15 protein-coding genes are annotated in these 14,360 nt (G+C 60.0%); 6 read left to right on the forward strand and 9 right to left on the reverse strand.

Annotated features, from left to right (window positions below; genetic code table 11):
• Positions 1–27: 27 nt before the first annotated feature.
• The gene (locus HX805_RS22975) at positions 28–501 is read left to right on the forward strand and encodes a cyclic nucleotide-binding domain-containing protein (protein ID WP_003210680.1); all 474 of its coding nucleotides are present in this window, start codon (positions 28–30) and stop codon (positions 499–501) included.
• On the opposite strand, the gene HX805_RS22980 is transcribed toward HX805_RS22975, so the two are convergent.
• The gene (locus HX805_RS22980) at positions 498–785 is read right to left on the reverse strand and encodes a hypothetical protein (RefSeq protein WP_003210679.1); all 288 of its coding nucleotides are present in this window, start codon (positions 783–785) and stop codon (positions 498–500) included. The two genes, HX805_RS22975 and HX805_RS22980, sit on opposite strands and share 4 nt — an antisense overlap.
• Before the next feature lie 78 nt (positions 786–863).
• Between HX805_RS22980 and HX805_RS22985 the strand changes: the two genes are divergently transcribed.
• Positions 864–1,550 carry a spermidine synthase gene (locus HX805_RS22985; protein WP_063032534.1) on the forward strand — a complete coding sequence of 229 codons (687 nt, stop codon included), beginning with the start codon at positions 864–866 and terminating at the stop codon, positions 1,548–1,550.
• 34 nt (positions 1,551–1,584) lie between these two features.
• On the opposite strand, the gene rarD is transcribed toward HX805_RS22985, so the two are convergent.
• Together rarD and HX805_RS22995 are read right to left on the reverse strand one after the other, a co-directional pair.
• Positions 1,585–2,469 (reverse strand): EamA family transporter RarD, encoded by an 885-nt coding sequence (gene rarD, locus HX805_RS22990; protein WP_177080159.1) that lies wholly within the window; start codon positions 2,467–2,469, stop codon positions 1,585–1,587.
• 573 nt (positions 2,470–3,042) lie between these two features.
• Positions 3,043–3,957, reverse strand: coding sequence for a ParB/Srx family N-terminal domain-containing protein (locus HX805_RS22995; protein WP_177080160.1), 915 nt, complete (start codon positions 3,955–3,957; stop codon positions 3,043–3,045).
• 148 nt (positions 3,958–4,105) lie between these two features.
• Here HX805_RS22995 and HX805_RS23000 point away from each other — a divergent pair, with 148 nt between their 5' ends.
• The 3 genes from HX805_RS23000 to HX805_RS23010 all read left to right on the forward strand — a co-directional run bounded on the left by HX805_RS23000 (position 4,106) and on the right by HX805_RS23010 (position 5,531).
• Positions 4,106–4,480, forward strand: coding sequence for a YajD family HNH nuclease (locus HX805_RS23000; protein WP_003210675.1), 375 nt, complete (start codon positions 4,106–4,108; stop codon positions 4,478–4,480).
• Between the two features lie 163 nt (positions 4,481–4,643).
• On the forward strand, positions 4,644–5,111 hold the full coding sequence (locus HX805_RS23005) for an RNA methyltransferase (RefSeq protein ID WP_003210674.1): 468 nt from the start codon (positions 4,644–4,646) through the stop codon (positions 5,109–5,111).
• Between the two features lie 69 nt (positions 5,112–5,180).
• Positions 5,181–5,531 carry a DUF2892 domain-containing protein gene (locus HX805_RS23010; RefSeq protein WP_003210673.1) on the forward strand — a complete coding sequence of 117 codons (351 nt, stop codon included), beginning with the start codon at positions 5,181–5,183 and terminating at the stop codon, positions 5,529–5,531.
• A 105-nt stretch (positions 5,532–5,636) separates the two neighbouring features.
• On the opposite strand, the gene HX805_RS23015 is transcribed toward HX805_RS23010, so the two are convergent.
• Positions 5,637–6,875: a hypothetical protein gene (locus HX805_RS23015; RefSeq protein ID WP_177117332.1), complete on the reverse strand. Its 1,239-nt coding sequence runs from the start codon at positions 6,873–6,875 to the stop codon at positions 5,637–5,639.
• A gap of 12 nt (positions 6,876–6,887) precedes the next feature.
• Positions 6,888–7,337 carry a YcgN family cysteine cluster protein gene (locus HX805_RS23020; protein WP_003210671.1) on the reverse strand — a complete coding sequence of 150 codons (450 nt, stop codon included), beginning with the start codon at positions 7,335–7,337 and terminating at the stop codon, positions 6,888–6,890.
• Positions 7,338–7,490: 153 nt separating this feature from the next.
• Between HX805_RS23020 and HX805_RS23025 the strand changes: the two genes are divergently transcribed.
• Entirely contained in the window at positions 7,491–8,090 is a 600-nt protein-coding gene (locus HX805_RS23025) for a nitroreductase family protein (protein WP_003210670.1), read from the forward strand.
• An 80-nt stretch (positions 8,091–8,170) separates the two neighbouring features.
• On the opposite strand, the gene HX805_RS23030 is transcribed toward HX805_RS23025, so the two are convergent.
• The 4 genes from HX805_RS23030 to rnd all read right to left on the reverse strand — a co-directional run bounded on the left by HX805_RS23030 (position 8,171) and on the right by rnd (position 14,240).
• Positions 8,171–11,557 (reverse strand): hypothetical protein, encoded by a 3,387-nt coding sequence (locus HX805_RS23030; RefSeq protein ID WP_256344525.1) that lies wholly within the window; start codon positions 11,555–11,557, stop codon positions 8,171–8,173.
• Positions 11,558–11,766: 209 nt separating this feature from the next.
• Complete coding sequence (locus HX805_RS23035) at positions 11,767–12,699, reverse strand: D-2-hydroxyacid dehydrogenase (RefSeq protein WP_003210668.1); 933 nt, start codon at positions 12,697–12,699, stop codon at positions 11,767–11,769.
• A 117-nt stretch (positions 12,700–12,816) separates the two neighbouring features.
• Complete coding sequence (locus tag HX805_RS23040; RefSeq protein ID WP_177044945.1) at positions 12,817–13,110, reverse strand: YcgL domain-containing protein; 294 nt, start codon at positions 13,108–13,110, stop codon at positions 12,817–12,819.
• Positions 13,107–14,240: a ribonuclease D gene (gene rnd, locus HX805_RS23045; protein ID WP_003210666.1), complete on the reverse strand. Its 1,134-nt coding sequence runs from the start codon at positions 14,238–14,240 to the stop codon at positions 13,107–13,109. Before rnd ends, HX805_RS23040 begins: the two co-directional genes overlap by 4 nt.
• Between the last annotated feature and the right edge of the window lie 120 nt (positions 14,241–14,360).

Raw genomic sequence — 14,360 nt, forward strand, 5'->3', positions numbered from 1 at the left:
GATTTATGGACAAAGACTGTAAGCCTCATGCCAGAACCGACCTTACTCAATAACGAAATCCGCGACATGCTGATGGATTGCGGCCTGTTCGACCCGTTGCTGCCGGAAGACTTCCACGTAGCGGCGGGCTATTTCAACATCAGCAGCATCGCCCGCGATGAGGTGATTTTCCTCGAGGGCGACGCGGGCACCTTCATGTGCATCATTCACTCAGGCCAGGTGGCGGTGCAGAAGACCAACCATGCAGGCCAGCGCCTGACTATCGCCACCTTGCGCAGCGGGCGGACCTTTGGCGAGATGGCTGTGCTGGACGGCGAGCGCCGCTCCGCCAGCTGTGTGGCGGCCAGCGATTGCGTGCTGTTGAACCTGGGCAAGGATTCCCTGGAAAAGATGCTCAACGATGCACCGAAAATCGCGGCCAAGATCATTCGTGCGATTGCTATCGCCCTGTCCAGGCGCCTGCGCATGGCGGACGGGCAATTGCTGTCCCAGCAGTTTTAGCCGCCTGGGGTCTTGGGCTTGATGTCGTTTTGCTGCAAGCCGGGGATCGTCTGGTCCTTCGGCGGCGCGGGCAGCACGATCGGCGCCAACAATGGCTCACCGCTGCCGGCCGCCTTTGGCGTTGCCGGTGGCGTGACTTGCGGGTAAGGCGTGGGCGTTGCAGTACCCGGTGAACCCGCCGTGGGCGCGGGGGTAATCGGCACGGTTTGCGACTCCTGAGCCTGGGCCACACCGCCAAGGGCGAGCGCGCTCCACACAATGACCGTTAGAATGCTGCACTTCATCGATGGCTCCATGGCCTGACCGTAAAGTCGTAAGGCTACTCCCAACCGCGCAAGAATGCCCTTCCCAATGAGATTTCCATGAAACGTTTCGTTCTGCTGGACACCACCCCGATCCCCGACAACGGCGGTGCCTTGTGCCTGTTCGAGTACGGTGAGGATTTTGTCATCAAGATTCAGGGCGGTGACGGTGGCCAGTTGATGAACACGCGCATGCACGGTTCCGAGGATGCGCTGGCGGAGATTCCGTGCCGCAAAGTCGCCGGTCGGCCCGGCTCCAGGGTGTTGATTGGCGGCCTGGGCATGGGTTTTACCCTGGCGGCAGCGCTCAAGCATTTGGGCAAGACTGCCGAAGTGGTGGTTGCCGAGCTGGTGCCCGGCGTGGTCGAGTGGAATCGCGGGCCCCTGGGGGAAAAGTCCGGCCGCCCGCTGCTGGACCCGCGCACCGTGATCCGTATGGAAGACGTGGCCAAGGTGCTGCAGGCCGAGCCCCAGGGGTTTGACGCAATCATGCTGGACGTCGACAACGGCCCCGAAGGCCTGACGCAAAAAGCCAACAGCTGGCTGTATTCCGCCGGTGGCCTAAGCGCCTGCGCCAAGGCGCTACGGCCCAAGGGCGTGCTGGCGGTATGGTCGGCCAGCGCCGACAAGCAGTTCAGCGACAAACTGCGCAAGGCCGGCTTCAAGGCCGAGGAAGTGCAGGTGTTTGCCCATGGCAACAAGGGCACGCGGCATACCATCTGGATTGCCGAGAAACTCAAGGGCTGAAACAGCCGCCTGAATTCACTGCGCGGGTCGTAGGTCAGATCGACCGGCGCAGTCGATTCAAATGCCTCAAGCCTTCCAGCACCAACACCACCACGGCCAGCCAGATCGGCAGGTAGGTCATCCATTGGCCCGGTTTGAGGGCGTCTCCCAGCATCAGCGACACGGCCACCAGCAGCACCGGCTCTGCGTAACTGAGCAAACCGAACAGGCTGAACGGCAACAGCCGGCTGGCCAGGATGTAGGAATAACCCGCCGCCGCGCTGACCAACCCCATGAGTGGCACCAGCCAATAGAGCGCCGGGCGCTGCGCCAGGGTCTCGTTGATGGGCTCACTACCGAGGACGAACCACAGCGCGACCGGAATCATCAGCATCATGTCCAGCCACAGCCCGCCGAGGTTGCCGGTGCCACAACGCCTGCGCAGCACGAAATACAGCGGATAACCGACGCACACCACCAGGGTGGTCCAGGAGAACCCGCCCGTGCGATACAGCTCGTTGGCCACGCCCACCGCCGCCAGCGCAGCGGCAATTTTTTGCAGATGGGAAAGGCGTTCGCCGTAAACGATGCGCCCGGTGATGACCATGGTCAGCGGTAACAGGAAATAGCCCAGCGACACATCCAGGCCGTGGCCATTGAGGGGCGCCCACATGAAGATCCACAACTGCACACCCACCAGGGCACTGGTGAGCACGACACAAGGCAGCAACGCGGGTTTCTCCCGCAGACGCTTGTAGATCAACGGCACCCACTTCCAATCCCCGGACAGGCACAGCAGCAACGTCATGAAGGGCAAGGAGATGAGCATTCGCCAGCCAAATATCTGCTGGCCATTCAAGGGTTCAAGAAGGGAGGTAAATAAATACAGCACACCAAACAGGAAGGAAGCGGAAACCGCCAGAACAACGACTTTAGACACAACAGCCTCTACAAAAAATTGCATGCATTCAATTGAAGCAGGCCGTTGCATTCACGCAGTGTGAATGTCAGTGAGATGAACATCAGAAGTTTATTAACGGGCACCATAAACTTACAACTTGCACAGGACACCTATCCCGAATCTTCAAGTTATAACAACAGGGTAACGCGTTGATTTTTTATTATTTGCACGACGATCATCAGACACTTCAACCACCCGACTTCGGTTATTGGAAGCAGTACGCTCTGGATGAGCGCTTCTGATTTGAAACGCCACAACGTCAACCACGGCGGTTGATATCGTGAAAGGAAAGCCCGGCTTGCGGGAAACTGACAGTCGCCAGGAAAGACCTGACGTATTGACTACCTGACGCCACCACAGAACACACTAACGGCAGTAGGCCAAGAGGCGCCACATTAAACAAACTGGCAAAGTTAGTCCAACACTTTATCACCCTGAAGCCAATTAAATGCCCCACGGCATTTAAATCGATATCTGCCGGATCTTTACTGTATATTCAGCCGTTATACGCCCGACAGAAACAGCACAAGGCCGCCCCTGCCGGTTCGTCACTTAGTTACTTCTACTGTCGATAACGTAGGGCACTTTCTTCTTGAACGTATCGTTCAGTTCTTTGCGGTCAAGTGACGTGAAGCCGCCCAACTGCCGGGCGCTGAAGCCGCTGTCTCCTACCGGTGCCTCGGGCGCCAGGCTGACCATGCGCTTGGCTACCGCCTCGATTGCCTTTTCATACCCGCCTTGCTTGTTCAGGTTGAACGCGCCGAGGTCAATCTGCGTGCGCAACCACCCTCCCCAGTAAAACTCCAGGAATTCCGGCACCACCTCACCAGAGGTCGGCTTGCCGTAGGACGCCTTGCGGGAGAAGTAAACCAGGCTGCGGAACATATCGTCGCCGAGGTCCTTGAAGCCCAGGTGTGCCGGAATTTGCTCAGGTGTGATGGTCTTGCCCTGGCCGTCCTTGAGCCAGACCTTGCGGCCCTGCTCCATGCGTTTCCAGAAAGTCGCCAGGTCGGGACTGTCGCTGAAGTTATCGGTGACCCGCACCCACATCTTCAGTTTGGCGCCGGCACCTGGCTGCTCCCACAAGGTACTGAACGAGTGGTGGCCGTCGGTGAGGTACAACTGGCCAGCGGGACCGACCACCACGGTTTTCATATCCGCCGGGTGAGCGCCTACCGGGTCTTTGCAGGTGAAGCTGCCCGGCTTATGCAGATCGGCATCTTCAGGCACCTTGTCGACACCGCCCTGGCCGTTGGTTTCACAGTATTCGTCGAACACTTTTTTGGGCGACTCGGCAAATACCCCCAGCTTGTAATGGATCTGATCAAAACCGATGACGGCCTGGGTCGGGTGGAGCTGCTCCAGCGCCACATCGATCACCTGGCCTGGCTGGGGCGTGGAAAACGCCTGGACCTGAACACTGACGGCGCACAACAGCAGCGCCCACAACCATGAATGCATCCGCATGAGTACCGCTCCTTATGAATTCAGTTCGTCGATACTACAAACAATCCCCCTCACCGGCATGACCGCGCCTGAAAAAGCCGGAGGTTTATTAGCCCGCAAGCAGCTAGAATCAACGCTATCCGTGATCCACTAAAAGACAGGAGCCATGATGAGCTCGACCAACCCGCCCTCCCACACCGCCAAGCTGGATCGCATCCTCGCCGATGCCCAGCGCGACCGGGAAATGGGCTACCGCGACAAAGCCCTGAAGATGTACCCCCACGTGTGTGGCCGCTGCGCCCGTGAATTCGCCGGCAAGCGCCTGAGCGAACTGACCGTGCACCACCGCAACCACAACCATGACGACAACCCCCAGGACGGCTCCAACTGGGAGTTGCTGTGCCTGTATTGCCACGACAACGAACACTCGCGTTATACCGACCAGCAGTATTTCGGCGAAGGCTCCACCAGCAGCCCGACGATCGCCAAGGCGACGCACAACCCGTTTGCGGCGTTGGCCGGGTTGATGAAGAAAGACGACTGAGTATCTTCGCTGAATGTGACGGCCTCATCGCGGGCAAGCCCGGCTCCCACAAGGGATTGCATTCCAAATGTGGGAGCCGGGCTTGCCCGCGATAGCGATCGCCCAAGCAATGCATTAGCCCGAGGCCGTATAATCGCGGTTTTTCTCGAAGGCACCCTCTCCCGTGGGCAATAAACGCTACAGCTGCATCGGTCTGTACAACCCCAAATCCCCCGAAAACGTCGGCTCGGTGATGCGCGCCGCCGGCTGCTACGGCGTGGCCTCGGTGTTCTACACCGGCAAGCGCTATGAGCGGGCCCGGGACTTTATTACCGACACCAAGAAGGTCCACCACGACATTCCGCTGATCGGTATCGACGACCTGAAAAAGATCCTGCCCCTGGGCTGCATCCCCGTCGCCGTCGAGCTGGTGGAAGGCGCCCGCCCTCTCCCCGAATACACCCATCCGGACCGTGCGCTGTATATCTTCGGTCCGGAAGACGGCTCCCTCGACAAAGAGATTCGCGACTGGTGTGAAGACGTGATCTACATCCCGACCACCGGTTGCATGAACCTCGCCGCCACCGTCAACGTGGTGCTTTACGACCGTCTGGCCAAGGGCAACAACACCCGTTCGGGCCCCAAATACTGATTTTTTGGGAACATCCGCGGCCTGTGTGCAGTCAGCTGCATATCAATCAGCCCTTGTTGGAGACAGATCATGAGCGACAGCAAAACCCTGCGACCCGTTATCCGGTCCACCCCGTTCGAGCCCCAACCCACGCAAAACGTCCAGGGCTGGGAACGCATCGGCTCCCTGGCTGGCGGTGTGGTGATGATGGGCAAAGGCCTGCGCCGTGGCGGCTTTTTCGGTTTGATCCAGGTGGCGATTGGCGGCGTAGCGCTGGCACGCGGGATCAGCGGGCATAGCTCGGCGAAAGAGTTGCTGGAGCGCAGCCGCCAGGAAATGAACAGCGTGCGGACCAAGATCGAACGCGCCGGTGAGGAACTGAAAAACCTCAAGACCAAGGCTGAAGTGGCGGCTGAAAACGCCAGCAAAACTGTGGGTTAACCCGATCAAAAGTGGGAGCGGGCTTGCTCGCGAAAGCGGAGTGTCAGTCACTGACTGTGTTTCTGATACACCGCTTTCGCGAGCAAGCCCGCTCCCACCTTGGTTTCAGTGCAGCAGTTTGGTATCGAGTACTACCGACGACTCGCCAATAATGCTCTCCCCCAGCTGCACGAATTCCTTTGTGCTGATGCTGTTCAAGCGCATCACCGCCTGGGTCAAATCATCCAGCGAACGCTTGTTGTGGGTTTTCACACGAATCTCGCGGTCCAGCTCCTGCAACAACACCACCGCCCGTGAGACGGTCGCGCTACTGGCGTGCTCGACCCGCAGGGTGGTCACGTCCTTGCCTTCGTTGGCCAGCCGGGCCTGCAGGGCGGCATAACGATCGTCGCTGATCCCCCCTGCGCGGCGCATCAGCTCAATGGCGTAGTACTGCGCCAAGCCCTCGCTGATCCAGTCGCTGCCCTGGTGGTCGTTGAAGCGGCCGATAGCCTGCACCACTTCACGGATCAACGGGCTGCTGCCGTTCTCGCTGACCAACGGCGTACGGCTGTTGAGGTAAATCGAGTCCCGCGCCGAATACGCACCGCGCCTCATCAGGTCACTGGCGCCCACCACCAGCAATTTCGCCGGGTGCCGTGGGAATGCCGCTTGCACTTGCGGCCAGACAAACGTCAGCAAGGTCAGCACATCCATGCGATGCATGCCTTGCCCTTTGGGCGACGCCACGGTGATTTCGGTTTCCCCCAGGCGCATCCTGCGACTGCCCAGCGTACCCGCGAGCATCCAGCCGGTGGGCCGGTCAAACAGGCGGGAAACGTTATCGATGCGGAATTTGTTCTTGCCGATGCGCGGCCAGGACGTCTCGACGCTTTTCCAGCCGGCAGGCAGTTCAAACACCAGGCGCGACACCAGTTCAATGCCGTCCTGTTGATCTAGACGTGCAGTGGGCACCAGGTCTTCGCCGCGAAACAGCGCCCAACTCGGGGTCATCCGCGCTTCATAGACGCCTTTCTTGCGGGCGTGGGTGAGGCGTACACGGTAGGTCAGGCTGGCCTTGTCGGCACTCGGTTGCCACAGGCCGCGGCTGTCACCCGGGGTATTGCCCGGCAACACTTGCCACTGGCCATCGGCCTTGAAGTCGCTGTAGTCGCCGTCGCGGCCCAGGTCGAAGTTGAGGCTGCGCACCGCCGAGCCCTGGGACAGGCTCAGGCGCACTTCTGCCTGATCACTTTGGGGCAACAGCTTGACGTGATAGTCCAGGTCAACTTTCTTCGCCGCCCACGCCGGCGCACTCAATACCAACAACAGCAGGCTCGCCGCCAGCCTGGCTCCAACCGTCATACACACTCCTTCTCAGCCTGCTCGAAAAATCAGGTAATCCTCCCAGTCATCCTCGGGCACGCTGCCTTCGCTGAGCATGCGCCCGGACTGGGAAATGCGTTCCTGGTGCACAGCGTCGCGATCGCCGCAGACCAGGTGGTGCCACAGCGGCAAGTCCTTGCGCTCGCTGACCAGCCGGTAACCGCAGGTGGGCGGCAGCCATTTGAACTGGTCGGCCTGGCCCGGAGTGAGCTGGATGCAATCGGGCACCGAGGCGCGACGGTTGGGGTAATCGGTGCACTGGCAGGTTTTCAGGTCCAGCAGTTTGCAGGCGATGCGCGTGTAGTAGACGCTGTTGTCGTCTTCATCCTCGAGCTTTTGCAGGCAGCACAGGCCGCAGCCGTCGCACAACGACTCCCACTCATCCTGGTCGAGTTGTTCGAGGGTTTTGCGGATCCAGAAAGGTTCGACTTTGGCGGCCATGGCTCTACATCAATATCGGTATGTTAAAAGGCCGCCAGTCTAGTGCCCATGGCCCCCGGGGCCAAGCGCTTACGACTGTCGGTAGAACAAGACTTGTCAGCCACCCGGCGGCGAAGTAGTTTTGAACCCCGGTTTTTCATCAGGATCAGCCCAATGAGCAGCAACCCACGCGTCGCCGACTATCCGATCCACCCACAATTCACCGACCGCTGGTCGCCGCGCGCCTTCACCGGCGAAAGCATCCCGGTGGACACCCTGTTGAGCTTCTTCGAAGCCGCGCGCTGGTCACCTTCGGCCTACAACTCGCAGCCATGGCGTTTTCTCTATGCGCGCCGCGACACGCCGAACTGGGAACGTTTCCTGGGCCTGCTGAACGAATTCAACCGTGGCTGGGCGCAGCATGCCTCGGCCCTGGTGATCGTCGCGTCGAAGACGACCTTTGCCGTGCCTGGTGCCGCCGAAGAAACCCCGGCCCTGTGGCACACCTTTGACACCGGCTCGGCCTGGGGCCACCTGGCGCTGCAAGCCAGCCTCAGCGGCTGGCACACCCACGGCATGGCCGGTTTCGACCAGGAACTGACCCGCAAGGAACTGAAGATTCCTGAAGGTTACGCCCTGCACGCTGCCGTGGCGATTGGCAAGCTCGGCGACAAATCGACCCTGGCCGACTACCTGCAAGCCCGGGAAACCCCGAGCCCGCGTCGTCCATTGAACGAGCTGGTGTCCGAAGGCGACTTCAACCACCAGGACTGAACACGCTCTGGCAGTCGTTGACGGTCACGTCAAAACCCTGCTGCTGCGATCACAGCAGGGTACACCCGCCACAAGTGCAGCTACGCCTTGGCGATCAGCGCGTAATAGGCCCTGCGCAGCTCGTCTCGATCACGCTTGTACATACTGGCGAGAAACGGTGTCATGTCTTCAAGACCGTTTGCGTTCAAGTCCACTGGATAGATTTTATTATCCCTCGCTGAATACAGGAAATTACTTAACTGCAGATCGTTGTGGTAAAGATTTTTCTGTTCCATGCGCCGAAATGCGTCATCCAGTAAAAGCCTGGCCTCTGGGGGCAAACTTCCCCTTGCCAGGGTATTTACATCCACCCCGTCCAGCTTGCTCATTTTCAAATAACGGCGACCATTTTCAAATATCGTGGTTGCAAAGCCGTCACCGTAATAGCTGTTCAGGCACAGGGTCTCGTTATCGACAAAGTCGTCGGCAGAAGTCATGGATGAAGGGCCATAGTCCTTATAGACACTTTTCCCGTCGAGACTGTCGTAGATCGTCCCCTCACCACCCCCGCCAATTTCCGGCCCCAGGTCTGATGCCACAGAAGGCGGGTTACCGCCGCGTGCCCCCAGGCGCTGCCATTGGTCCCCCTGAAGGTGCTGCACCAGCAGCGGCGTTTGCCGGTTGTTGTGATAAATCTGCGCCTGTACGGCACCGTCGGCGGTGCGAGTCACTTGCCGCACTTCGTAGACCGCAGTGTTGCCGGCAGTATCGGTATGGCGGATGTGGGACAAGTGACCGTCCGCCGCCACATAGATCCCCTGACTGTTGCGCGCAAGCCCGGCTATTTTCGATTCGGCCACGCTGTAGTCGCCAAGCAACCGGTTGTTCAGGGCGCTGCCCGGCTCGGCAGGCGTGGTGATGATCGCCCCATCCATCGCACTCGTTTTTGCGGTGAAGCCTTCAAGAGGGCTGCCGTAAGGCCGCATCCTGTCCACATCAAACGCATACCATCGACCGTTCTGGAGTACCGCGCCTCCATCAACGCTTTGCCCGGCGACCTTGAAGGTACCCGTCGCTGCTGCGTCATAGTGTTTACTGGCAGCCTTCAACAGGTCATAGCTGCCGCTCGCGCCCCTGAGCTTGTTGACCACCTCTGCACCCGTGGCGCGTACAAAGTTGGCGCCTTTGCCCAGCAACCGGGCACCGCCCGCGACCAGTTCGCTGAAGCCATCCAATGGGTTGAATGCTTGAATGGCAGCCACACCGATGACTTTTGCCACTTGAATGGCCTTGGCGGCGGCGCTCGCGACCTTGGCCCCCGCCTTCGTGACTTTCGCCGCCACACCCGCGCCCGCCGTGACAAAACCAAAGACATCCAGCGCCAGGTCACTGGCCCCTTCCAGGTGGTTGCCCCTGGAAAAATTCACGATGGCTGACCTGAGCGGAATCAGGTCAAGAAAAAAGTGGGTGACGTTCCACTCGGTTGCCATTTGTTTATCGAATGAGGTGACACCCCGGGCATAGGTTTTTATATCATCACTGTCGAGATCAAGATGCTCAACAAAGGCATCGGCGATGTGCTGGGTTCGCGCACTGGAAAAACTGGGGGGCGGCGTTGACAAGCCGTCCTGGCTCTTTTGGCCAAGGGCAGCCTCGCTCACGGTCTTGGGCTTGAAGGGCTCCGTCTTGAACTCCTTGTTGGCCTGCCGCTCGCGTTTTGTTGTTAACTCCGAGGTCGGCACCGACTTGATTGCACCTGCGTTCAAATCAATTTCATAAACAGTGTTGCCATTCCTTCCGGTGGCCTTGACCCACAGTTTGTTTTCCGCGCCCTGGCGTTTTTTAGAGGTGAAGTCGAGGCCCAGTTCATAAGTGTTTTTCTGAAAAAACTCGAGCTTTGCAAACTCCAGGTTTTCCCGGTCAACCAAGGGCAGTGTTGCGACAAGGTGCTTGATGACGCGGCGAACCCCTTGCTGGCGAGAAGTGATTGCTTGTTCAAATTCTTCGTTGAAGATTTTGTTCACGCTGAAATCCAGGCTCTTGCCTTTGATTGCCTCGGCAATGCTCGGGTCCCTGGTTTCCCATGGGTATTGGCCAAGTCCGCTCATGGCGATGTCCAACAACGAGAAAAGCCCGCCGGGCGCCCGGTTCGGATCATAAAGTGGTTGGGCTGACGGTTGTTTCGAGTCAACGATCTTCAGTCGTTTCTCTTCAAAAGGTACGTGTTCGCCAAACCGCTCCTTCAAATGGGCCAACGCAATGTCTTTACGGCTTGGAATCTCGGCTTCCAACAAACCGGTAGCCGCAAGCGTCGACTTCAGTTGTGCGTTGAATGCCGTCCTTGCACGGTCTATCTCATCGTCGCTGTAATGATCACCTGACTGGCATGTGACGATCCCGTTGACCACGGCCCAGTCCACCAATGCCGCCTTTTGTGCATGTTCGGCGGCGGCTCGATTCGTCAGGATCGCGTTTTCCGCGCAGGACATGACTTGGGCAAAGGTCATGTGCGCCACCTTTCCGGGGAACTGCGCCTCTATGGCCGCCGCTGCGACCGCGAGGCTTACCCAGGCAGGGCTGCCGTAGGTCACGCGGTCGGGGATATCCTTGATCAAAAACTCGGGCGCCTTTCGTGCCAGTAACAAATAGGCGCCGGCCTTGGCCATCTCGGGACTGGTCTTGTGATTTTCGTGCAGGTAAGTGCTCAGGCGCTCGAGCACTGTCGAAGCCGGCTTGCCCCAATGGGCTTGTTGGGCGAGGTCGAAACCCGCCACGCGGTTACGGTGCGGCGCCGTGATGGACTCCGGGTCAAGCAGCAGATGGATCGCACTCAGTGCGTACTCGTTCACGCTGGTCTCGGACGCGGCGCCCCCAAGCTGGTCCTGTATGGCTTGCCCCAGTGCCTGCCCGCGGGTGGAGCTGACGAGGGTTTCGAGTGCCTTGGCAGGATCAGCCAATGCCTCGCCCGACAACGGCTGGTTCGCGTTCAGATATTCCAGTACACCCACGCTTGCGCCGATGTGCGGTGCATTGGGGTTCTGGCTGCCATGGTCGGTAGCCGCCGCCAGTACCCTGCGTTGTTCAGCGGCGCTCATGGGAACAGGCCAGGACAACCCGCCGCCAAAATTGCCGAGCGGATGCTCCAGTGCCCTGTCACTCACCGCGTGGGCATGACCGGTCAGCTGAAAATGATTGGTGGGCAACCCCAAGCCGATACTTCCGAGAAAGGTCTCTACCGTCGCCGCTTTACCCGCCTGGGTCGGGTAGGACGAGTCGGGGTGTATTTGCATCGGTGTCGTTTGCAGCGCGGCCAGCACCGCTTGAGGACTGGCATTCACGCCAAGACGGCTGGCGATTTCGTTGAGCTTCTGGCCCAGTGTCCGCAGATTCTCGCGGTCGCCCAACGCCGCGGTGAGACCGGATTGCCGGGGGACTGGGGCGAGGGCCTGCGTATCGCGATCGGCCGTAGCACCCAGAGCAGAGGGCAATAGAGGGAGCTCCGCCGGCTCGGTAGAAAGCAGGGAAAGTTGCGAAGTTACCCGTGGAGGGAGAGACACAGTGCCAGCATTCAACATGAGAATGTACCCATCTGGAGAGGGGTACGAGCCTCACATACGGCCTGCGAAACGAACATCTGATTAGTGTTTGCAGAAATTTGTAAGCGCCCGGCAACACGCGTTGCCGGGCCTTCGCGCTGTCAGTAACCGCGCTCGAAACTCACTTCGCCGCGCAACGTTTCCTGCGCCTGGTACGCGCGCAAATTCTCGACAAATAATTGCACCATCATCCCCGGCGAAGTCGGCGCCGAGCTGTGGCCGGTCAACAGCAAGCCCCAGGCAGTCCAGAACGGATGGCGCTGGGGCAATGGTTCCTGACGGCAAACGTCAATCACCGCGCCGGCCAGATGGCCTTCCTTCAACGCTTCCACCAGGTCCGCATCGACCACCGCCACGCCGCGCCCGACGTTGATGAACAACCCGGTCGGCTTGAACTGCTTGAACAGCGCCGCATTGTACAAATCGTGGGTGTTCGGTGTGTTAGGCAGCAGGTTGACCACGTAGTCCACCTCACCCACCAGGCGCGGCAACGCGTCGAGCCCGGCAACTTCGACAAACGGCGCCTGCTCACGGGCCTCACTGGCAATGCCGTACAGCTCAACGCCAAACGGCTGCAGGAATTGCGCAACGCTGCGGCCGATATCACCGGTACCGACGATCAGCACTTTGCGCCCCGCCAGGCTCTGGCCCATGCGGTTATCCCACTTGCGCTCGACCTGGCTGACCAGCCGCGCCAGCACTTCACGCTCATGGCCAAGCATGTAAGTCAGCACGTATTCGGCCATCACCTGGCCAAAAATGCCCACGGCGCGGGTCAGGCGGTAATCCCGCGGCAGGCCGTCGGCCAGCAGCGGCGTGATGCCGGCCCAGGTGGATTGCAGCCATTGTGGCTGGTGCCCCTGGCGCAGCAAGGTGGCCAGAAGATCCGGCTGGCCCAGCCACACCGGGCAATCGGCCGCCAGGCGCGACAATTCGGCGGAGTCGCCGCTGGTCATGACCTCAAGGTCCGGCGCCGCTTCGCGCAGCAGCCGGGCGTACAGCGGGTGATCGTGTTCAGCAATCAGAACGCGCATGGTTCAAACCTTTCAAAAACACTGCAGGCGGCCGCCGGTCCAGTTCACTGTACCGTGCGGCCGCCGCCAAAAATTGAATTCCATTGATGAATGTGCCCCGGACGGGGCACTGACCGATCACATCGGGTCATTGCGTCGCAGCAGCTCTTCGGGCAAGTGTTCGATGTACTCGTCCTCGGCCGGCGGCATTTGCAGGTGGTAACCCTGCTTTTCGAGGTTATCCAGAACCACGGTGATGTCCTCGCGGGACAGCTTGCGCTCCGGGCTCAGCACTAGGTCGAAGGCGTGGTGCGGCTTGCCGAAGGCGGCCAGCAGACTTTCCGGCACGCGCTCCAGTGCATCGCTTTTCAGCACGTAGAGGTACATCTCGTTTCGTTTGAGGCTGCGATAGATGGAGCAAATACGTTTCAAGGCTGTTCTCCGGCAGTGGCCAGGCTGTCCAGCAGCGCCTGGCCCATCAGTTCGCGGCGCCAGCCACGCAGCGAATCTGGCAATTGGTAAGGCCCCTCGGGGTAGCCGCTCTTGACCAGGGCTTCAAGGGTTTTCTTGCGCAGCATCAGTTCCGGCGCCATGTCCAGGCGTTCGGCCTCGGCCTGGCCCAGGGCGCGCAGTTGCTTGATCAGCGTGGCGGCGTCCACCGGCAATGGCTCGGCAACCGCCGGTGGCCACTGGTCCATGGGCACGCTGCCGGCGCGCTTGATCAGGCCCAGCAGGAACTCGCCGTCCTGGCGCACGGTGCGCGGGTGCATGTCTTCGATCTTGCCCAGCGCGGCGAGGTTATCCGGCTGGGATTTGGCCAGGGGCCATAACGAGTGCTCACGGATGATCCGGTTGCGCGGCAGGTCACGGGCACGGGCTTGCTGTTCGCGCCAGGCGCACAGTTCCCGCAATACGGCGAGCTGGGCACGGGAGAGTTTCCAGGCGAGCTTGGCGTCACGGTAAACCTCGTACGGGTCGACTTCGCGGCGCAGGTTGGCCACCAGTTCGGCACCGTCTTCCAGGACCCAGGCGTATTTGTCGTCGGAAAGCTTCGGGCGCAGGCGTGTGTAGACTTCTGCCAGGTGCACCGCGTCTTCGGCGGCGTAGCTGATTTGCGTCTCGGACAATGGCCGCTGCAACCAGTCGGAGCGGGTCTCGCCCTTGGGCAACTCGATATCGAGGACGGCTTGCACCAACCGCGAATAGCCCATGGAGAAACCGAGGTTCAGGTAGGCCGCCGCCAGTTGCGTGTCGAACAACGGCACCGGCAGGCTACCGGTCAGGCGCAGCAACACTTCCAGGTCTTCGCTGCACGCGTGTACCACCTTGATCACCGCCGGGTTCTCCAGCAAGGCGGCCAGGGGTTGCCAGTTGTCGATGGTCAGGGGGTCGATCAGGTAAGCGCGCACGCCATCACCGATCTGGATCAGCCCGGCAATGGGATAAAAAGTGTCGACCCGCATGAATTCGGTGTCGAGGGCGACGAATGGCAACTGCTGCCATTCGGCGCAGTGCTGGCCGAGGCTATCGTTGTCGCAGATCCAGTGAATATCGATGGCCACACGGCTCTCCCTTGAAGAATGGCGCGCAGTATATATCGCGAAAGGGAGTTGCGAGCATTCGCAGTACAGCATCCGCCATGAAAACTCTTATAGGAGCTGAAGAATAGTCCGACAGTCGGT

Source organism: Pseudomonas sp. G5001 (assembly GCF_013385475.1).
GTDB lineage: Bacteria > Pseudomonadota > Gammaproteobacteria > Pseudomonadales > Pseudomonadaceae > Aquipseudomonas.